The following is a 21,732-nucleotide window of genomic DNA, read 5'->3' as shown; positions in this document are numbered from 1 at the left end:
TCTGAACCGCGGCCGCGGCACGGTCGACTCCGGTCGACCGTGCCGCGGCCGTCGGCATGCACCCGCCGGCCGGGCGCCGCCGCGCCCGGCCACGTGCCTAGGTGCGCGGCGTGCGGTAGTGACGGGCGGCCCACGACTGGAAGTGCGGGGCCCGGGCGATGAGTTCCTCGTAGGCGGACAGCGCCGCACCGAAGAGGGTCTCCGCGACCTCGCCGGACACGCGCTCGCTATGCCACACCAGCACGTAGCGGCACCACAAAGGAGTGCCCGCCAAGGGTTTGACGACCACCCCGGGGTTCGGCTTGCAGGTGGCCTGGACGACGGAGATCCCCAGCCCGTCCGCGATCATCCGCTGCAACTGGTCCCGGTCACCGAGGAATTCGTGCACCGTGGCGGGGGTGAAACCCGCCGCCCGGAAGGCGTCGTAGCAGACCCCGGGCCAGCCCGCACCGTCGTCGGGCGTCAGGAACCAGGCATCACCCGCCAGGTCGAGCAGTGGTACGTCCAACTGCCCGCTCGCCGGGTGGTCGGCGGGCATGGCCACGAAGCTCGGCTCGGTGACGATGCCGCGGCGCACCACCGCCGACGAGTGCCTCAGCTCCCGTCCCGGGTAGTCGACGGCGACGGCCGCGTCCAGCTTGTCCTCCTCCAGGAGCCCGACGATCTCGGCCGAGGAGTACACGCTGCTCACCTGCGCGGTGAGCAACGGCAGGACGGCGCGCGCCCGTTGCAGGAGACCCGGCAGAATGGGCGTGTTGGTCGCGGCTACCCGCAGTACCCGGCCGGTGCCGCGTCCACCCGCGGTCGACCGGCGCCCGATCGCGTTGGCCAGCGCCACCACCTCGCGCGCCTGCACCACCACCTCGACCCCGAAGCGGGTCGGCGTCACGCCGGAGGTGCCCCTGACGAACAGGTCCTCACCCATGTAGCGCTCGATGCGCTTCAGTTGGCTGCTCACCGCCGGCTGCGAGCATCCCAGGACCGTGGCCGTCCTGCCGAGGCTCATCGTGTCGGCGATCGTGCACAGCATCCGCAAATGCCGGAGTTCGAGTTCCATGCGCACCCGTCCCAGATCCTTCAGGAGTGTGCCCATGTTACGTCCGGCCTTTGGCTTTTTGGAGGTTCCGGCGCAGGCGTTCGGCAGCGCCCCGCGGCCTACCGCGTCAGGCGCCGGCGGCCTCGTAGAAGACGGACGTGCCCTGCTTGGACCGGTACGCGTGACCCTTGGCGACGAGGGCCTCGACGGTGGTGCGCACCACCGTCGCCTTGATGGACCGGTCGGGGTGGCTCGCCACCAGGTTGCCGGAGATCTCGGTGGCGGACTTGGGCTCGGACTGTGTGGCGAGGTAGTCCCTGACCAGGGAGACGAGAGTCGGCTTCGCGGACTTGCCGGCCTTCGGAGATCCCGCCTTCGGAGACCCGGTCTGGGAGGACTCGGCCTTCGCGGGCTCCGTGTTCGCGGGTTCGGCCTTCGCTGAAAGCTCCTTCGCCGAACCGGCCTTCACCGAACCGGCCTTCACCGAACCGCCCTTCGCAGACCTGCCCTTGGTGGCGGTGCTCGTCGCGACGCTGGTCTTCCTCCGCCGGGTCGGAGCCTTCGTGGCGGAGGACCGGCGGGGCTTCGGTACGGCGGTCGCCTCCGGCTTGTGCTCGGGTTCCGGTGCCGCGACCGTGTCGTTCTCGATCTGCGTCGCCTGGACCGTCTCCGCGCCGTCACGCAGCGCCTGCTGGACGTTCATCAGCAACTCGTGGTCGCGGCGCAGCAGCCGCAACTGCTCCTCCAGCGCGGCCGCCTCCGCCGCGATGCGCGCCTGTTCCTGAGTGTTGCGTTCGAGGTCCGCAGTGACTTTGGCCGCGTACTCAGCGTGGATGCCGGCCGTTTCCCGCGTCTTCTCCGTCACGACGTAACCTCCCGGGGTACTTTACTTAGGAGTAGGGATAGTACATCGGCCACCCATGGACGACGCCGGAACGCACATGGTGAACCCGTTGGAGTGAGAAGTGACCGAGTCATGAACCGGCACACGAAGCACCGGCACCAGCCGGCGAGCCACCGTGGATGCCGGGGTCGGGACACCTGTTCCCGCCGAGGGTGAACTCTGCACTGCATGCGCGGTGATCCTGAACGCAGTGACTTCGACCGTCGCGGCGCGGAGTGGGCCAGGCACTCCTCCTACGACTGGTTCGGTCCCGCGAGCGGCCGGCGCGGCGGGAGGCGGACGGTCTTGGCGAGGAAGCGGTTCGATCAGGGCCTCAGCCGCCCGCGCCGCGGGCGCTGCTGGTGCGGACGACGAGCTCGCCGGGGAGCAGCAGGCCCTCGTCCGGAGCCCGCTCGCCGCGGATCTGGGACAGGAGCCGGGCCACCAAGCCGGACGCGATGGCCCGCAGCGGCAGGCGCACCGAACTGAGCGCCGGGCTGAGGATCCGGCACAGCGGGATGTCGTGGAAGCCCACGACCGCCACGTCCTGGCCGACCGTCAGCCCCTCCGCGCGGATCGCCTCGTATGCGGTCACGGCCAGCATGTCGCTCGCCGCCGCGATCGCCGTCGGGCGCTGCGAGCTGCGCAGCAGTGCGCGGACGGCATCCACGGTGTCCGCCGGATCGGTGGGGTCGAGCGGCTCCAGGGCCGAGGTGCCTTCCAGCCCGTGGTCGCGCAGGCCGACGCTGAAGCCCTCACGGCGGTCGGCCATCCACGGCAGCTCGGAAGACGCCCCCAGGTACCCGACACGCCGGTGGCCCAGCGCCGCCAGGTGCCCGGCCACCGCCGCCATCGCGCGCGTGTTGTCCAGGTCCACCCAGTGCTGCGGCAGCCCCGGGGCGGTGCGCCCGAAGACGGCGAACGGCACGCCGGCACGGACGAGATGGTCCACCCGGTGGTCGGAGCGCAGCACATCGGACAGCAGGAAACCGTCGGCCTGGCGGGCGGCGATCACCTCGTCCATCGAGGGCCGGGGGTCGACGGTGCCCGGCGGCGGGCGGAACAGCAGGATGCGGTAGCCCTCGTCGCCCGCCGCATCCACCAGCGCCTCCAGGAACCCGCCCATGAGCGGGTTCGGGTCCCCGGGGCTGTCCACCGGGGCGAGGTAGGCCAGCGTGCGGCGCTCACCGGTCCGCAGCGAGCGCGCCGACTGGTCCGGCCGGTAACCGAGTTCCTCGATCGCGGCCTGCACCCGGGCCAGGGTGTCGGCCCGGACCCGTGCGGGCGCGTTGAGGACGTTCGACACGGTCTGCCGGGAGACCCCGGCAGCCTTCGCGACATCCTCGATGGTGACCGCGTCGCGGCCCCCGCGCGTCGCCGGCCGGCGTGCTGCTGCCATGTGCTGCCTGCTCCCTCTCGTCATGTGTCGCGTGCCGGCCGCCCGGCCGCCCCCCGTGGTGGCCGGGCGGGCGGCACGCGGGCCCGGTTCATCGTTCGAGCATGAGCAAGCCGCCGCGCGGGACGTTGACCTGGATGCTGTCCCCGGACTCCCCGGACAGTGCGATCGGGCCCTGCCACACCGTACGACCCGAGGCGTCGGCGACGTGCGCGACCCCCGCCCCGGTGCCCGCAGTGAGGACGACGACGGGATCGGCGTCGGCGTTGGCGACCAGCAGCGTGCGCCAGTCCCCGTCGACCGGGACCGGCAGTGCGGCATACCGGGCCACCGCCGCCGTCGCGCCCAGGTCCGCCCGCACGAGCGGGTAGCCGAGGTCGGGGCGGGACGGACGCAGCGTGCCGAGCTGCAGCACTTCGTGATGCTCCCGCGCGACCCGCAGCCAGAAGGCCAGCGCGTCGCGCTGCCCCTCGGTGAGCGCCCGCAGGTCGACGGAGATCTGCGGGACGGAGAACAGCACGTTGATCAGGTGGCAGGCGACCTGCTCGGCCGGCTCGGCCGGGTGCCACATCAGCATGTCGGAGTGCACCGCGAGCGGTCCCGACACCAGCCGCGTGTCGACGGTGTGCTGCCGGTTCTCTCCCGGGCTGAGCGGGCAGTCCACCGCGCGGACCATCGTGGTGTGGGGCCACAACCCGGGGGAGACGTACGGCTGCCGGGTCTCGATCATGGCGTTCGGAGCCGCGGCGGTGATCCGGCGGCGGATGGCGGCGAGCAGCGCGCTCACGCCCTCGTCGACCGTCGCGCAGTCCGCCTCGGGGCCGGGAGCGGACGCGTCGGGGACGTGGAACCGGTCGATGAAGTCGAGCTTGAGGCCGTCCATGCCCCACTCCTCGACGGCACGGGCCACGCGCTCGGTGAGGTACGCGCGCACCTCGGGGTAGCGAGGGTCGACCACGACGGCGTCGAGGTGGTCCAGGCGGTCCAGGACGTACGGCTGGAACCGGTCCCAGACCGGGCTCTGGCGCCCGACGAACGGCAGCGCGTACCAGAGCATGTACGACAGTCCCAGCCGGTGCACGGTCGCGACGTGTGTGGCGGTGTCCGGCAGCGATACCGGATCCCACTCGCCGCAGTGGCCGTAGCCGCGGGTGCGGTCGGCGGTCATCCATCCGTCGTCGACGATCAGGACCTCCATGCCGAGCGGTCCGGCGAGCGCGGCCTGCTCCTCCAGACGCTGCGGGGAGAGTTCCTGGTGCATCGCGTACCAGGTGGAGTACGCCGGTCGCCGGGCCGTGTCGGGCACGTGCACCTCGTCGGGCAGCAACTCCTCCCACCAGCCGGTCAACTCCCGCAGGCAGGCGCCGAAGTGGCGGCGCGAGGTGTCGATGCGGACCGTCAGCGGGCCGTCCGCGCCCAGCCAGAACCGGAACTCCCCGGTCTCCTCCACCACGCCGCCGCCGGCCTCCACGTCGGTGCGGTCGGCCGCGAAGCAGCACAGCCCGGTGTCGCCGGTGCCGACCAGCGCGGCGACGGGGGCGCCACGGGACAGGCCGATGCGCTGCGGTGCCGACCACGAGGCGGGCAGCCAGCCGCCCGCGCCGTTGCCGTACGGCGTCCAGAAGGCGGTGGCATCCACGCACGGGATCCGCCACTCCAGGCGCACCGGCCCGGACCCGGAGCCCTCCGGGACGACCGTCACCTCCGTGACGCCCTCGGACAGTTCGCTGACGCCGGCGGTGCCCGCGACGAGCAGGTCGACGCCGCTCGTGGGGACGGCCTTGAGCCGGGGGCGTGCCGGGCCCGAACGGGCGTAGGGCTCCCACACTTCCTGTACTTCGGTCATGGAACGCGCATGCCTTTCGTGAGTCGCATCGGTACGTCGGGGCAGGGCCGGGGCTCAGCCCTTGGTGGCTCCGGCCAGCAGGCCGGCGATGAACTGCCGTTGCAGCACGAGGAAGAGGATCATCATCGGCACGGTGGACAGCGCGGTGCCGGCGACGATCGCGCCGTAGTCGGTGTTGCTCTCCACCCCGTGCAGGGTGGCCAGCGCCACCGGCAGGGTGTAGTGCTGCGGGTTGCGCAGAGTGATCAGCGGCCAGACGAACTGGTTCCACGAGCCCAGGAAGAGGAAGACGCTCAGGGCCGCGAGCACGGGACGCATCACCGGTACCACCACGCTGACCAGCACGCGCAGCTCGCCCGCGCCGTCCACCCGTGCCGCGTCGAGGAGTTCGTCGGGCAGCGAGCTGAGCGCCTGCCGCATCAGGAAGATCGCGAACGGCACGCACAGGCCGGGCAGCACGATCGACGCGTAGCTGTCGATCAGGTGGAACCTCATCATCATCTGGAACAGCGGCACCAGTGTGACCTGGTCCGGCACGACGAGCGTGGACAGGAGCAGCGCGAAGATCAGACTGCGGCCGCGGAAGCGGAACTTCGCGAACGCGTAGCCCGCGAGCAGCGCGATCACCAGGGCGCCGACGGTCTGCAGGCCGGCCAGCAGCAGGGAGTTGCCGAGCACCCTGAGCAGGCCGATCCTCGCCTGGAGGTCCCGCAGGTTCTGGATCAGGTGCCCCGCGGGCAGCAGCTTCGGCGGCCACGCGTAGATGTCGCTGTCTGCCTGGGTGGAGGTCACCACCAGCCAGTAGAAGGGGCCGACGGACAGACCGGTCACGGCGGCCAGGACCAGCGTGAGGGTCCACCCGCCCCGGCGGGCGGTCCGGACGGGCCCCTCCGGAGGACCGGGACTCCGGGGGCTGGCGGCACTCCCGGCGCTGCCCTGACGGTGGGCACTGTCGGCATGGTTCGCGAGGGTCATTCGCGCTCTCCCATCAGCCGCATCTGCGCCGCGCCCAGCAGCACCACCAGCACGGTGAGCCCGTAGGCGATGGCGGAGGCGTAGCCGAAGTCGAAGTAGTGAAAGGCGTTCTGGTACAGGTACATCGACACCGTGAGGGTCGCGTTGTCCGGTCCGCCCTGCGTCAGCACGTAGGGCTCGTCGAAGAGTTGCAGCGTGCCGATGGTGGACAGGACGACGGTGAAGAGCAGGATCGGCCGCAGCGAGGGAAGCGTGACCGACCAGAAGCGGCGCAGCGGGCCCGCGCCGTCGACCATCGCCGCCTCGTGCAGGTCGCGCGGGATGCCCTGCAACCCGGCCAGGTAGATGACGGCGTTGTAGCCGGTGTAGTGCCAGGTCAGCACGAGGACCACCGCGATCCGCGCCCAGAACGGCTGTCCCAGCCAGTCGACTTTGGGCAGGCCGATCGAGTGCAGCACCCAGTTCAGCGCGCCCTGGTCGGTGTTGAGCAGGAACGAGAACATCACTCCGGTCGCGACCAGCCCGGTGACCGCCGGCATGAAGACGCCCAGCCGCCACACGGCACGCATCCTCACCAGCGCGGAGTTGATGCCGAGCGCGAGGAGCAACGCGAGCCCGAGCATCAGCGGGACCTGGACGGCGAGGATCTCCCCGGTGTTCCGCAGCGCAGTCCAGAACAGCGGATCGTGCAGCATCCGGCGGTAGTTGGACCAGCCGGCGCCGTGCGAGGCCGACCCCGCGCCGGTGGTGAAGGAGATCCGCAGCGAGTCGAGGATCGGATACGCCTTGAAGACCGCGAAGGTGATCAGCGCGGGGGCGAGCAGCAGGTAGGGGAGGGCGTGGCGGCGGGCCGTCCCGGGCCGCGGGCGGCGCGGCGCGGCCGGCGCGCCGCGGGTGGCGGTGGACGTCATGCGATGCGCCGCCCGCTCTGCTGGGCCAACTGCCGTGCGGCGCTGTGCAGTACGGTCGCCGGGTCGCCGCCCTTCAGGAAGACCTTGACCTGCGCGTCGCTGGCCAGCTTCAGCGCCCGTGCGTAGTCACCCGAGTAGTTGGTGGCGTCGGCGCCCTCGCCGAGCAGCCCGGTGAACGTCCGGAGCACCGGCTGGCCGCCGTAGTACGGGTCCGGCTGGGCATACATCGGGTCGGAGTACGCGGCGGTGAGCGCCGGGAAGACACCCCCGGCGCGGAACATCCTGTTCATGGAGTCCGGCCGGGTGAGGGCGAACTCGACGAACGCGAACGCCGCCCGCCGCCGCTTGCTGGACGCGGCGACCGCCAGGTGCGTGGAGTTGACGATGGCGGCCCGCTTGCCTCCCGGCGTGACCGCCGGCGGCCGGGCCAGCCGCCACTGGCCCTTCTGCTTCGGGAACTCCGTCTCCAGGTAGTGCGCCGCCCAGGCCGGCAGCGGCGACACGGCGACCTTGTCGGCCTTGACGAGCTTGGACCAGCCGTGGTCCCCGGAGGCGTCGCCGACCAGCCCGGCGTCGTTCAGCTTCTTGATCACGGTGAGGGCCTTGACGGCCTGCGGCGAGCCGAGCGTGACCCGGCCCTGGAGGTCGAAGTAGAAGGCGCCCTGGAGTTGCATCAGCGACTGGAGGAAGTCGCAGTCGGGGGCCGTGGTCGCCGACTTGTCGATGCCGATCAGATAGCAGCCGGGGTTGGCCTGCCGGAACTTCCCGGCCGAGGCGATCACGTCGTCCCAGGTGCGATACGCGGTCGGGTCGATCCCGGCCCGGTCGAACATGTCCTTGCGGTAGTAGAAGCCGAGCGGGTTGACCTCCCACGGCATCGCGTACGCGTGCCCGTCCCTGCCGCTCACGACCGGCCACAGCCCGCGCGCGAAGGCCCCCTTGTACCGGTCGGCGCCGAGCGCGGACAGGTCCGCCAGCCCGCCGGGGAACTTCTCCAGGTAGCCGGGCAGGTAGTCGCACCCGATGTGCAGCACGTCGGCGAGTCCCTGCCCGCCGGACGCCAGACCGACGGTGATCTTGTCCCATATCGCCGGGTTGCCGACGTCCACCACGTCGACGGTGATGCCGGGATGGGCCTTCTCGAAGGCCGGGACCACGCTTCTGAGCGCGGTGGCCGCCGTGGTCCAGGACCACACGGTGACCTTCCCGGTGGCCGCGTCGCCGCCCTGGCCACCGCCGCCCGAACTGCCGCAGGCGGACAGTGCGGCGCCCGCGGCCAGCGCGAGGACGGCGCCGGAGGACCCGCGCAGCAGATCCCGGCGGGATGGGTGGCGGAACGGCGGGCGGGCCGGCCCGCCGGACAGCGGAGAGGATTCGGACATGGCTGTGCCTCCTGGCGGTGAGGGTGGGTGACGGTGCAGAGGAGGTAGGGCAAGGAGATGCGTGGCCGCGCGGGTCCACGCGTGGGGCAGCAGGATCGGGGAGTTGACGAGCGGGGCAGGCGTGGTGCGCGCGGGGCGCGTGGTCCGCGTGGTCTGCTCGTCGGCCCGCCCGGTGTACGTGGTGCGAGGGCGAACGGCGCTGTGGGCCCGGAGCGGGGGAACGGCCGCGGGTGCGTGGGCCCGGAGCGGGTTCAGCGGGGTTCAGTGCGTCAGCACGGGTTCGGCGCCTATCCGGCGCGGGATCGCCGCTGCCGAGGGACGGCCGGGAGCGAGCACGCGCGCTGGGCGTTGGTCACCCCCGGCCGGCCACCCCCGGCCGGCTGACGGTCAGCCGGGCGTCCGCCGGTCGTCCCGCAGGACGGCCGCGAGCTGTAGTGCGGCCTCACCGCCGGTGCTGGCGTGCGGTGACAGCCGGATCCAGCCGTCCCGCAGGGTCGTGGTGAGCCCGGCGTCCAGCAGGCGGCGGTGCAGAGTCTCGGGGTCACCGGGCTTCCGGATCCGCGCGATGGCGCTGCGCATGTCGGGTCGCGGGCCGCCGCGGTCGCAGGCGCAGCCCTGCGACCGGGCGGCTTCGAGCAGTAACTCCAGTGCCGCTGTGGCCCGTTCGAAGATCTGCTGGACGCCGAACCGCAGCGCGAGCGAGATCCCCGTGCCCAGGGCCGCGACGGCCGGCCCGTCAGGATTGGTGAAGGTGTGGGCGGCGGCGCCCGGCAGCCGCTGCTTGGGGTGGTCGGACCCGGTGAGCGGGTCCCGCACTCCCGACCAGCCGCCGAGTCCGGGCTCCAGCATCCCCGCGACGCGGTCCCGCACCAGCAGCAGCGCCGCGCCCCAGCCGGCGCGCAGCCACTTCTGCCCGCCGCCGGCCAGCACATCAGCCGCCTCGACCTCGATCGGAACCACACCGACGGCCTGGACGGCGTCCACCACGAGCACCCGGTGCGGCCCGATCACCTCCTTGATGGCGCCCAGCGGCGCCCGGAAACCGGTGACCGAGTCGACCGCGCTCACGCACACCGCCCGAACGCCGGGATGCAGCCGGGCCCGTACCGCGTCCGCGGTCGGCGGACCGTCGAGCCGGCGTACCGCGAGCCCGCCGCGTTCGGCGGCCCGCAGCCACGGGTACAGCGCCGCGGGGAAGTCCCGGCGGCACACCAGCACGTCGCCCGGGCCGCGCAGCGCGTACGCGGCGGCGAACAGGCCGTGCGAGGTGGAGCCGACGAACGCCACCTCGTGCGCCGCGGCGTGCAGCAGCCGTGCCGCGGCACGCCCGGCGGCGTCGGCCTCGGCGTCCAGCGCCCGCAGCGCGGGCAGCCCCTGGGTGTGGACCGCCCGCACCGCGCGCTCCAGGGTCGCCGCCACGCCTGCCGAGACGGGACCGAACCGTGCGAAGTCCAGATAGCCGGTCGGCTCCCTGAACTCCCTCAGGTAGGCCGCCTCATGGCCGGCGAGCCGGCCGGCATCGGCCATGCCGGCGGTGACAGGAGGCGTGATTTGATCGTTCAAAATTTATTCCATTCACTGTGATCAGGAACAATTAACCCCGAAGGGCGTGCGATTTGAACGTTCCTAAAGGCTGGCTGCGAGGATGGGGGCCGACAAGGCCCGTCCGGGAGGACCCTGCCGTCAGTCCATCAAGGTCCACCGCTGGCCGGGCGACGCGGTGTTGCCGCCGTCGGTGGTCACCGCCGAGCCGGCCGTGGTGCCGGGGCTGCCCAGCACGAGGCCGGTCGCGACGTTGGTGATGGTCAGGCGGCCCGAGGCCGTGTCCTGGCGGACCCGCCACTCCTGGTACGGATTGCCTGCGGCGTACTGGTTCAGGACGTACGCGCTCCCGCCCGACGAGGCGGGCGCGCTGAGCGTTCCATGGGTCTGCGTCACGGTGTCGCAGTCGTCGGTGATGCGGACCGTGCCGTCGGGGTTGGGCGAGAACCGCCAGTGCTCCGAGGTGTGTGCGGGCCACCAGGTGTTGATGTCGGTGACCGCGCCGTCGCTGGCACTGCAGGTGCCGCTGACCTCGAGCACCTTGCCGTCCGTGCCGCCGGCGCTGATGCCGTGGTACACGCCGTCGCCGACGACGGACGCCGGGACGGTCGCGGCCTGCGGGGTGAGGCGGTAGAGCGCGACGCCGTGCGCGGGCACCGACGCGCTGAGGGTTCCGGTGAGGTCCTGGGTCGCCCCGGTCCACAACTCCTTGGCGGAGTAGCCCGATCCCGTCAGTCCCAGGTCGGCCAGGCTGGTGGAGACGGTCGCGGTGCTGTTCGGGTCCTGGTTGAGCAGCAGGACCGCGGTGTCACCGTTGGCCAGTTGCCGCTTCAGCACCACCGGCGCGGTGCTGGACGAGGGCGGCGACCCGACCAGGGTGGCGGCCTTGCCGAGCGGGTCCTGGTCGAGGGCGATGACGTCCGCGTTCTCGTAGATGCCCAGGCTTGCGGAGCTGACACCGGTGGTCCAGGTGTAGCCGTCACGGCTGACCTGCGAGTCGGCCGCGCTGCGGAAGTCGGCGCCGGAGATCAGCGGGGCGGCCGTCATCGACAGGACGGACATCTCCGTCCGCGACTCGGTGTCGGTGAACGGCTTGTGGCACGGGCAGGAGTCGTTCACCCCGTAGATCGCGTACGGGTAGATCCACCCTGCGAACATCATGTCCATGTCGTTCCAGCCGCCGGGTGCGGCGTTCGGCCCGTACTGCAGGGCGGTCTGCAGCTGGCCGTTGTAGAGCACGCCGTCCAACTCGCTGTCGCGGTCGCCGCCGATCCGGCACAGGTTCGCGACCCGGCCGCACCACACGCCGGTCGGCGTGTAGCCGGGCGCGTCGTGCTCAGGGGTGCCCGCCGCGAGGATCACCGGGTCGGTCCTGGCTGGGTCGTTCGGGTCTTCCAGGTACGGGATGCCCGTGTGCACCGGCTGGGCGGACACGCTCAGCGTCACCCGGGGGCGGCCCTGCGCGGACGACGCGGCGTCGAGTGCCTTCTGGAACGTCTGCACCCGGGCGTACATCGACCGGGTGAGCTCCTTGCCCTCGCCCTGCGTGCCGTAGTCGTACCCGTCGGGACCGGAGATCGGCGGGCCGTAGGGGCAGTCGTCGTACTTGACGAAGTCGACGCCCCACGACACGAAGTCGTCGGCGTCGGTGGTCTCGTGCCCGAGGCTTCCGGGGTGGCCCTGGCATGTGGTGTAGGTGTCGGTGCCGTACAGACCCAGTTTCATGTGCCTGCTGTGCGCGTAGGACGCGAGGTACGCGATGCCGTTGACGGTCTGCCCGTTCACCGACTGGTCCGGGAACCGGGTCGGATGGGGGACCAGGTGCCCGGACGTGGGATCGAGCCCCGAGCCGTCGGTGCCACTGACCGGATTGCCCGCGGCGTCGTACAACTGCATCGAGCCGTACGAGTTCTTGACCAGGTCGGTGCTCTGGTCGCTGCGGTGGCCGAGTGACCAGCCGTCGTCGATCGTGACGGTGTCGTACCCGGCGGCCGTCAGGCCGGACGAGGACATGAAGTCGATGGTCTGGACGATCTCCTGCTCGTCGACCTGGGTGCCGAAGATGTTCCAGGAGTTCCAGCCCATGGGCGGGGTCAGAGCCTGGCCGTTGTCGAGGGCGGCGGCAGCGGTCGCGCCCGGTCCGGCCACGGCCGCGAGACCGAGACCGGAGGAGGTGAGAGCGAAGGCGAGCAGGGCGCGGAGCATGCGGGGGCGGCCTGGCCGGCGCCGGTCACCCGAACTGCGTGTTCGCATGGGTGCGTCTCCTTGGGGGGATGGGAGCACGCCGCGTGGCGGAGGCCGTGCGGGGCGGCGTGCGAGCGAAGAGCACGGAAAACCAACAGAATCGAACGTGGACGGTCGCCGATGTCACCAGCGGGGCCCGGCGGCTGTCAAGGGTTCGCACCGTTGCCGGGTCAGGTGTTGGGACCTGGTCGGCCCGTATGTTGGGACCTGGCAGGTGGACGAGGATCTGCGGCCGCAGTCTCCGGACACCGGGCCGGAACGTCCCTGTCGGCGTTGGGTATTGACGGTTCCTGTGCTCTCTTGCTTCCCTGAGGCATGACTTCGCGCGGAACGCGGACACTCTCCGGGCTCACCTCCCGCAGGGCCCTGGTGCGCTCGCGTTGCCCCGAACGCCGTGCGGCTCGAAATGATCGCGCGGCGTTCGGGGCTCAGCGATGACTGGAGATCACTGGGCGTAGTGGCCGGGGCGCCGGTTCTGGGCGCTGGCTGTGTTGCTGACGTCGAAACGAGCAGAGGAACCAGTGCAGATGGGCGCCCGGTGCGGTCTGCTGCGGCTGGCCGTTCGACGCGGCCGAGCCCTGACCTCCCTCGACGGTCGAGTGACCGATTGACTTTGTGCAGCCTCTCGCACGATTGCGCTGTTCTCTGCCAGATCAATCAGACCCGAACAGCTGGATGTCATGGACTCCGCCGGTCGGCTGTGGAGTGATTGACCGTCAAGTGGTCTAGGTCTGGGCCAAGTTCCTGGTAGATGGCTCCTACGGGGGTGTTACCTGTGTGAAGTCTTGACGCGCCGGAGGTGCGTACCTACGCTCAAGGCGGATGAGCGAGTCTGATTGATTACGTTCAGTTCGGTGGTGTTTCGTTCATTAATGCTCGCCTCGCTCCATCCGCCGCCCCCCACGCACGCGGCGAGGAGGTCTGCCCTCAGCGAGACACCCCCTGTACGCGCAGGCAGCGATACGAGGGACAGCTGGCGGGACCGGCAGCACCACCTTCCGCGTTTCAGCGTAGTGATCCCTCTACCGGAGGTTCCTCATGAGTTCGACTGGCGCGAGACGCCGGCTTCTGTATCGCTGTCTGGCCTCCTGTACCGCCGCGGCTCTGCTCGGTGGGCTGGGGCTGGCCGGGAGCGCGACGGCGGCGTCGCGACCGCCGGCGGCGCAGGCCGAGCAGCCCGTCAAGCCCACGGGCACCACTCATTCGGTGACCTACGACGGCTACTCGTACAAGATCGACGGGAAGCGCGTGTACCTGTGGTCGGGGGAGTTCCACTACTTCCGGCTGCCCAGCCAGGGCGAATGGCTGGACGTGCTGCAGAAGATGAAGGCCGCCGGTTTCAACGCGGTGTCGGTGTACTTCGACTGGGGCTACCACTCGCCCGCGCCCGGGGTCTACGACTTCACCGGCGTGCGCGATGTGGACAAGCTGCTGGACATGGCGGACCAGTTGGGCATCTACGTGATCGCCCGCCCCGGTCCGTACATCAACGCCGAGGTGGACGGCGGGGGATTCCCGGCCTGGCTGCACAACAAGGTCACCGAGACCCGCACCACCGACCCGACGTGGCTGAAGTACTCCGACGAGTGGCAGACGCAGATCGACCGCATCCTCTCCCGCCACCAACTGACCAACGGCACCGGCACGGTGATCCAGTACCAGGTCGAGAACGAGTTCTACGACAGCAGTGCGGGCGCCCGGGCGTACATGAAGCACCTGGAGGACAAGGCCAGGGCGGACGGCATCAGCGTGCCGCTGGTCGGCAACAACGACGGCACGTTCAACTCCGGTCTGGGCGCCCTGGATGTGGACGCGGTCGACTCCTACCCGATGGGCTTCGACTGCTCCAACCCGTCGAAGTGGAACGGCGTCCCGGACATCAGCTACGACCACCCGGCCGGAAGGCCGCTGGTGACCGCCGAGTTCCAGGCCGGCGCGTTCGACTGGTGGGGCGGCCCCGGCTACGACAAGTGCGCGCAGCTGATCAACGACCAGTTCGCCGACGTCTCCTCCAAGCAGAACATCGCGGTCGGCGCGACCATGCAGAACCTCTACATGCTCTACGGCGGCACCAACTGGGGCTGGCTGGGCATGATGAGCCACTACACCTCGTACGACTACGGCGCGGCGATCCGCGAGACGCGCCAGCTCGACCCGAAGTACGACCAGGACAAGCTGATCGGCTACTTCACCCAGGCCGTCGCGCCGCTGACCAAGACCGACGCCATGCCCGCGGTGGCGACCGACAACGCGAAGATCACGGACACCGCGCGGGCCAACCCCGACACCGGCACGCAGTTCCATGTCCTGCGGCACACCGACTCCACGGCGACCAGCACCGACAGCGCGCACTTGAAGCTCGACGTCGCCGGGCAGTCCTACACCGTCCCGCAGGAGCCGGGCACGGAACTGACGCTGAACGGACGGCAGTCCTCGATCATCGTCGCGAACTACGACCTCGGTGCGAAGAACCTGCTGCGCTACTCCACCTCGCAGATCATGACGAACGCCACCATCGGCGGCCAGGACGTCGCGGTCCTCTACGGCGACCACGGCTCCGACGGTGAGACGGTCCTGCACTACGCCACCCGGCCTACCGTGACGGCCACCGGGGGAGACGTCACCTCCACCTGGGATCCGGCCACCGGCGACCTGCGCCTGAACTACCGCCACACCGGTCTGACCCGCGTGCAGATCAAGGGCGGCGGCCACCCGCTCCTGCTGCTGCTCGCCGACACCGACACCGCCAAGACCTTCTGGCGGCAGGACACCACCGCAGGCCCCGTCCTGGTCCGCGGCACCCACCTGCTGCGCGGCGCCTCCGCCCACGGCGCGTCGCTGGCACTGAGCGGTGACACCGGCAGCGACGGCTCGGTCGAGGTCTGGTCCACGGCCAACTCCCTGACCTGGAACGGCAAACCGGTGCACACCGGCTCGGCGGACGGCGGCGACCTGACCGGCACCCTCCCCACCGCCGCCCCGGTCACCCTGCCCGCGCTCACCAACTGGAAGCACATCCAGGAGTCCCCGGAGTCGCAGCCCGGCTTCAACGACTCGTCCTGGCAGGTGGCGGACAAGACCACATCGAAGATCACCACGCCCGCCACCCTCCCGGTCCTCTTCGCCGACGACTACGGCTTCCACACCGGCTCCACCTGGTACCGCGGCCGCTTCACCGGCAGCAGCAGGACGACCGGCATCACCTTGTCCACCACGAGCGGCGGTGTCGCGGGGGCGTCCTCGGTGTGGCTCAACGGCACCTTCCTGGGCAGTTCCACCGCCGACGGCCAGAAGACGTACACCTTCCCGGCAGGCGTCCTCAAGGACGGCGGCGACAACGTCGTCTCCGTCCTGACCGTGAACATGGGGCATGACGAGAACTGGGGGCAGTCCGACAGCAGCACCGTCCGCGGTCTGAGAAGCGCCGCCCTGGTCGGTGACCCGCTCGCCGGCATCACCTGGCGGCTGCAGGGCAACCGCGGCGGCGAGAGCCCGGTCGACCCGGTCCGCGGCCCGTTGGCCACCGGTGGCCTGTACGGCGAGCGCGCCGGCTGGATGCTGCCCGGCTACCCGACCGGGAACTGGACCCCGACCACCCTGCCCGCCACCGACACCACCCCCGGCGTCTCCTGGTACACCACCGACGTCAACCTGAACACGCCCCAGGGCCAGGACACCTCCCTCGGCCTCACCTTCACCGACAACCCGTCCCGCAAGTACCGCGCCGAGATCTACGTCAACGGCTGGGACATGGGCAACTACGTCAACTACCTCGGCCCGCAGCACAGCTTCCCCGTACCCAACGGCATCCTGAACCCCAACCGGAACAACCGGATCGCCATCGCCGTGTGGAACCTCGACGGCTCCACCGGCGGACTCGGAAAGGTCGAGCTCACCAACTACGGCAGCTACGCCTCCTCGCTGAAGGTCGCCCAGAACGACAGCCCCCGCTACGACAAGACGCGATACGCCATGCCGTCGCAGAGCCAGCCGACGGTCACCCTCCAGGCGCCCGGATCGGTCCAGGGCGGTGACTCCTTCACGGCCACCACGACGGTCAGCGTGCCCGCGGACACGCCTCCGGCCACCGACGTCACGGCCACGCTCACCGCACCCAGCGGCTGGACCGTCACTCCGCACGCCGCGACGGCCGATCCGGTCCGGATCAGCGGCGGAGGGTCGGCCACCTTCACCTGGGACGTCACCGCACCGGCCACCCCCGGCAAGGTGAACCCGCTGGTCACCAGCGTGCGGTTCACCCGCGGCGGCCGGTCGCAGACCCTCACCGACGAGCGCGTCGTCCCGTCGGTGCCCGCCCCGCCGCCGGCCGGCACCAGCCAGGTCAGCGACCTGCCCTTCCTGTCCGAAACGAACGGCTGGGGACCGGTCGAACGGGACCAGAGCGTCGGCGGCCAGGCCGCCGGCGACGGCACACCGCTCAAGCTTGGCGGTGTCGTCTACGCCAAGGGGCTCGGTACCAACTCGCCCAGCGACGTGCAGGTCTATCTCGGCGGGCGGTGCAGCCGGTTCACCGCCACGGTCGGAATCGACAACGGCGACCCGGGCTCGTCCACCTTCTCCGTCGTCCTGGACGGGAAGGTCCTCACCACCACGCCTGTGCTCACAGGGCAGTCGGCGCCCGTCACCATCGACGTCCCCGTCACCGGCGGCCAGGTCCTCGACCTGAACGTTGGCGACGGCGGCAACGGCAACGGCAACGACCACGGCGACTGGGTCAACCCCGTCCTCACCTGCAGCTAGACGACGCTCCTGAACCCGGTGGCGGGCGGGCTCCGAACGCCGCCCACCACCGGGTTCCCGAATCAAGGAGTCATCCGATGGCACGACGCACAGCCCGCAGACGGCGCGCCCTCCTGGCCGCTCTGGCCTCGCTCGCCTGCATGACCGGCCTCGCCGGCTTCAGCCGACCGGCGGCGGGGGCGGACACGGCGACCACCACACCCGTCTACCTGGACACCCGGTATTCCTTCGCGGAACGCGCGGCCGACCTGGTCTCGCGGATGACCTTCGACGAGAAGGCCGCGCAGCTCAACACCGACACCGCGCCGGCGATCCCCCGTCTGGGGGTGCAGGACTACACCTACTGGAGCGAGGGCGCGCACGGGGTCAGCTACATGGGCGCGGGAACCAACAACCCCGGGGGATCGGACCATCCTCCCGCGACGAGCTTCCCGGTGAACTTCGCGGCGACGATGAGCTGGGACAAGGACCTGATGTACCAGGAGACGACCGCGATCTCCGACGAGGTCCGAGGGTACCTGGACAAGAGCCTGTTCGGCGTCGCCCCCAACAACATAGGCGCGTCGAAGACCGACTACGGCTCGCTGACCTTCTGGGCGCCGACGGTCAACATGGACCGCGACCCCCGCTGGGGCCGCAACGACGAGGACTTCGGCGAGGACCCCTACCTGGTGGGCCGGATGGCCGGGGCCTTCGTCAACGGCTATCAGGGCAACACGCCGACCGGGCGGTCCGCGAACGGCTATCTGAAGGTCGCCGCCACCGCCAAGCACTTCGCGCTCAACAACGTCGAGGGCATGCGCAAGGCCTCCGACTCGGTCGTCACCGACGCCGACCTCCGCGACTACTACACGGCGCAGTTCAAGAGCCTGATCGAGGACTCCCACGTCTCGGGCCTGATGACGTCGTACAACGCGATCAACGGGACGCCCGCGGTGGTGAACACCTACACCGCCAACCAGATCGCGCAGCGCACCTACGGGTTCTCCGGTTACACCACGGGAGACTGCGGGGCCGTGGCCACCGTCTACGACCTGCCCACCGACCCCTGGTACGCGGCCGGGCACAACTGGGCCCCGCCAGGCTGGAAGACCGACGGCCTGGGTGACGACTCCACCTGGACCAACACCACCACCGGAGCCACGATCTCCGCCCAGGCCGGCGCGGAGGCGTACGCGCTGCGGGCCGGCACCTACCTCAACTGCTACGGCTTCGAGAACTCGGCGGCCAACCTGCGGGCGGCGATCAACGCCGGGCTCCTCAGCGAAGGCGTCATCGACACCGCGCTCACTCGCGTCTTCACCACGCGCATGGCAACGGGTGAGTTCGACCCGACGAGCAAGGTCCCCTACACATCGATCACCAAGGCGAACATCGAAAGCCCGGAACACCAGGCACTGGCCGAGAAGATGGCGGCCAACGACCTGGTGCTCCTGAAGAACGACAAGCCGGCCTCGGGCACGGCACCGCTGCTCCCGCTGGACCCCGCGAAGCTCGACAACGTCGTGATCCTGGGCGACATGGCCGGCACCGTCACCCTCGGCGGCTATGACGGAACCCCGACCCACCAGGTCAACGCGGTACAAGGGCTGACGAGCGCGATCAAGGCGGCGAACCCGAGCGCGAACATCCTGTTCGACGCCGCCGGCACCTCCAGCACCGCCACGTCGGCCGCCAAGCTGAGCGCGTCGACGCAGGCCGCGGTCAAGAAGGCCGACCTGGTGGTGGTGTTCGCCGGCACCAACATGGACAACGCCACCGAGAACACCGACCGCAAGTCCCTGGCCATGCCGGGCAACTACAGCTCGCTGATCGACCAGACGACGGCGCTGGGCAATCCCCGCACCGCACTCGTCCTCCAGGCCAACGGCCCGGTGAAGATCGACGACATCCAGGCCCGGTTCCCGTCGATCCTGTTCAGCGGCTACAACGGCCAGAGCCAGGGAACGGCGCTGGCCGATGTGATGTTCGGCAAGCAGAACCCCAGCGGGCACCTGGACTTCACCTGGTACAAGGACGAGTCCCAGCTCCCCCCGATGGAAAACTACGGGCTCGCCCCGGAGGCGACCGGCGGCCTCGGCCGCACGTACCAGTACTTCACCGGCACCCCGACCTACCCCTTCGGGCACGGCCTCAGCTACACCGACTTCGCCTACTCGCGGGCCACGGTCGACGAGCACTCGGTCAAGGCAGACGGCACCGTCGACGTGCACGTCACGGTCACGAACACGGGCTCGGTGCCCGGAGCCGCCGTGGCGCAGCTGTACGCGGCCACTCCGCATGTCACCGCTCCCGCCGGAACGAAGCCCGTGCCGCTGCCGATCAAGCGCCTTGCCGGATTCCAGAAGACCCGGACGCTGGCCCCCGGCGAGAAGCAGGCGATCACGCTGCCAGTCAAGATCGCCGACCTGGCGTTCTGGGACTCCTCGGCGATGAAGTCGGTCGTCTACGACGGGACTTACCAGTTCCAGGTCGGATCCAGCGCGTCGGACATCGCCTCCTCGGTGGACGTCTCCGTCGCCGGCGCCCTCACCCCGAAGGTCCAGTACGTCACGGTGCAGCCCGAGAACGTGGACTACACGGCCGGCGACACCATCGACCTGACGGGCAGGAACCGCTGGATCGAGGACGACACCTCTCCGGCCGCCGAGCCGGACCGGAACATGAGCGTACGTGCCGACCGCGTGGTGGAGGCGGTCAACGACGACGGTTCGTTCGTCGATCCCGCCACAGCCCATGTCCACTACTCCAGCAGCAATCCGGCCGTGGCCAGCGTCAACGACAAGGGCGTCGTCACCGCGGTCGACAACGGCGTCGCCACGATCAGCGCAACCGTCGGTGGCGTCACCGGTTCGACGGCCATCACCGTGCACCACGAACTCGCCGTCAGCCGGCCATCCCCGGTCAAGGCCGGTGCCACCGCGACGGTGACCGCGACCTACACCAACTCCGGCCCCCGCACGATGCGCAGCGCCTCGGTAGCCCTGACGGCTGCCGGCGGCGTCACGTTGCGGGCGACCTCGCCCACCGCCTTCTCCAGCATCGCACCGGGACAGTCCGTGACGGCCACCTGGCAGATCACCGCACCCCCCGACGTCGAACCCGGCAGCTACGCGCTCACCGCCGAGGCCACCTACAACGGCGCGCAGAGACACGACGAGGCGCAGAGCCAGATCGTGGTGGCCTACCCCTCGGCCAGTGCCGCGTACAACAACATCGGTATCAGCGACGACAGCGACACCAAGGGAGCCGACCTGGACGGCGTCGGGGCCAGCCTCTCCGCGCAGACGCTGACCGCCGCGGGCCTCACTCCCGGAGCCCGGGTCGAGCATGACGGGCTGACTTTCACCTGGCCCGACACCGCACCCGGAACGCCCGACAACATCACCGCCAAGGGCCAGACCTTCCCGGTCGCGGGAACAGGCACCAAGATCGGCTTCCTGGGCTTCTCCGCCGCCGGCGCGACCTCCGGCACCGGCACGATCACCTATACCGACGGCACGACCCAGACCTACCAGCTGGGCTTCGCCGACTTCTGGTGGCCGACAGCCTCCAGCGACATCCTCGCCACCCTCCCGTACGTCAACTCGACCAGCGGCCGGACGGATCACGAGGTGAACGTCTACGCCGCGACCGTGTCACTGGCGGCCGGCAAGACCGCGGCCTACGTCACGCTGCCCAGCATCTCCGGCGGGACCACCCTGCACATCTTCTCCACCGCAATCGGCTGATGCCCCTCGCGCGCGGCCGGCGCCACCCGGCGCCGTCCGCGCGCCCGCGCAAGGCCCACAGGATGCCGAACCGGCGCCGGAACGCTCCGCTCACTGGCGACGACGGCACTCGGAGGGTGCGCAGTGCTGGTAGCGACGGAAGACCGTGGCGAAGTACTGCGACGAGGAGAAGCCGAGCGCATAGGCGACCTCGGTCACGGTGGCCGAGGGGTCGCTCTCCAGCAGCGCCCGCGCCCGATCGGTCTTGCGACGCAGGAGGTAGTCCTTCGGGCTGGTGCCCGTCATCTCCCGGAACGCCTCGTAGAAGTGGCTCGTCGACAGACCGGACACGGCGGCGAGGTCGGCCGCGTCGACCGCCTCCGACAAGTGCGTGTCGATCCATGCCAGGCTCCGGGCGACGCCCCGGTGGGCGGGACTGGGAACGCGGGCGGCCGTCATCGACGCGGCCAGGTCGAGCACGACCCCGAAGACGAGGTACTGCAACCGCGCCTCGGTGAGCCAGCCCGCCGGGCCGGCCGCCAGCGCGAAGGCACGCCGGAGGTCGGCCGCCGCCTCCCTGGACACGTCCCACACCAATGACTCGGGCGGATCGGCCATCAAAGCCACCGCACGGCCCAGCACCGACGCGTCGTCAGCGGAGCGGCGGGCGATGAGCCAGGTCAGCTCCCCGCGGGCCTGCACGTCGGTCCCGGTCAGATACGCCCTGCCGGGCGGCACGCACAGCACGCGGCCGGGAACGACCTCCCGCGCGCGTCCGTCGACCTCGAAGGTGAACGAGCCTCTGCCGGGCATGGCCAGTACCAGCAGCGAGCAGTGGCGCTGTGCGGGCAACGGGCCGTGCGCACGCAGGTACCGGTACCTGCCCAACGCCACCAGCGGCTCCAGGCCCCGCCCGGCGAGGTCGACGATCGTCCGCTCGTCCGTCGCCGCCAGGTCGACCTCGTCGCTGCAACCGGGACGGCTGTGCGGCGAGGTCTCGGCGGGCATGGCCGAAATCTACGGCGGAGGAACCCGCACGCCCAAAC

At 70.6% G+C, this 21,732-nt stretch carries 12 protein-coding genes; 2 read left to right on the top strand and 10 right to left on the bottom strand.

All coding sequences use genetic code 11. The features are described 5' to 3' along the window. Positions 1-97: 97 nt before the first annotated feature. The 9 genes from ACH4TG_RS08880 to ACH4TG_RS08840 all read right to left on the bottom strand — a co-directional run bounded on the left by ACH4TG_RS08880 (position 98) and on the right by ACH4TG_RS08840 (position 12,224). On the bottom strand, positions 98-1,057 hold the full coding sequence (locus ACH4TG_RS08880) for a LysR family transcriptional regulator (RefSeq protein WP_398241687.1): 960 nt from the start codon (positions 1,055-1,057) through the stop codon (positions 98-100). Positions 1,058-1,163: 106 nt separating this feature from the next. Next, the gene (locus ACH4TG_RS08875) at positions 1,164-1,901 is read right to left on the bottom strand and encodes a hypothetical protein (protein WP_398241476.1); all 738 of its coding nucleotides are present in this window, start codon (positions 1,899-1,901) and stop codon (positions 1,164-1,166) included. 352 nt (positions 1,902-2,253) lie between these two features. Beyond that, entirely contained in the window at positions 2,254-3,318 is a 1,065-nt protein-coding gene (locus ACH4TG_RS08870) for a LacI family DNA-binding transcriptional regulator (RefSeq protein ID WP_398241475.1), read from the bottom strand. A gap of 88 nt (positions 3,319-3,406) precedes the next feature. After that, positions 3,407-5,161 (bottom strand): glycoside hydrolase family 36 protein, encoded by a 1,755-nt coding sequence (locus tag ACH4TG_RS08865; RefSeq protein ID WP_398241474.1) that lies wholly within the window; start codon positions 5,159-5,161, stop codon positions 3,407-3,409. A gap of 54 nt (positions 5,162-5,215) precedes the next feature. Beyond that, positions 5,216-5,992, bottom strand: a complete 777-nt coding sequence (locus tag ACH4TG_RS08860; RefSeq protein WP_398241473.1) for a carbohydrate ABC transporter permease — start codon at positions 5,990-5,992, stop codon at positions 5,216-5,218. Positions 5,993-6,132: 140 nt separating this feature from the next. Beyond that, the gene (locus ACH4TG_RS08855; RefSeq protein WP_398241472.1) at positions 6,133-7,047 is read right to left on the bottom strand and encodes a carbohydrate ABC transporter permease; all 915 of its coding nucleotides are present in this window, start codon (positions 7,045-7,047) and stop codon (positions 6,133-6,135) included. Continuing rightward, the gene (locus ACH4TG_RS08850; RefSeq protein ID WP_398241471.1) at positions 7,044-8,429 is read right to left on the bottom strand and encodes an ABC transporter substrate-binding protein; all 1,386 of its coding nucleotides are present in this window, start codon (positions 8,427-8,429) and stop codon (positions 7,044-7,046) included. The genes ACH4TG_RS08855 and ACH4TG_RS08850 overlap by 4 nt, the downstream gene beginning before the upstream one ends. A gap of 387 nt (positions 8,430-8,816) precedes the next feature. Next, entirely contained in the window at positions 8,817-9,992 is a 1,176-nt protein-coding gene (locus ACH4TG_RS08845; protein WP_398241470.1) for an aminotransferase class V-fold PLP-dependent enzyme, read from the bottom strand. A gap of 120 nt (positions 9,993-10,112) precedes the next feature. Next, positions 10,113-12,224 (bottom strand): alpha-galactosidase, encoded by a 2,112-nt coding sequence (locus ACH4TG_RS08840; RefSeq protein ID WP_398241469.1) that lies wholly within the window; start codon positions 12,222-12,224, stop codon positions 10,113-10,115. 1,197 nt (positions 12,225-13,421) lie between these two features. On the opposite strand from ACH4TG_RS08840, the gene ACH4TG_RS08835 reads away from it, so the two are divergent. Both ACH4TG_RS08835 and ACH4TG_RS08830 read left to right on the top strand, forming a co-directional pair. After that, positions 13,422-16,976 carry a beta-galactosidase gene (locus tag ACH4TG_RS08835; protein WP_398241468.1) on the top strand — a complete coding sequence of 1,185 codons (3,555 nt, stop codon included), beginning with the start codon at positions 13,422-13,424 and terminating at the stop codon, positions 16,974-16,976. A 77-nt stretch (positions 16,977-17,053) separates the two neighbouring features. Beyond that, positions 17,054-20,707: a glycoside hydrolase family 3 C-terminal domain-containing protein gene (locus ACH4TG_RS08830; protein ID WP_398241467.1), complete on the top strand. Its 3,654-nt coding sequence runs from the start codon at positions 17,054-17,056 to the stop codon at positions 20,705-20,707. Between the two features lie 90 nt (positions 20,708-20,797). On the opposite strand, the gene ACH4TG_RS08825 is transcribed toward ACH4TG_RS08830, so the two are convergent. Continuing rightward, a complete protein-coding gene (locus ACH4TG_RS08825; protein ID WP_398241466.1) occupies positions 20,798-21,694 on the bottom strand; it encodes an AraC family transcriptional regulator in 897 nt (298 codons plus the stop codon). Positions 21,695-21,732 lie beyond the last annotated feature (38 nt).

The organism is Streptomyces sp. NPDC020917, assembly GCF_044333795.1.
GTDB lineage: Bacteria > Actinomycetota > Actinomycetes > Streptomycetales > Streptomycetaceae > Actinacidiphila.
This window is presented reverse-complemented; position numbering and strand designations above follow the sequence as displayed.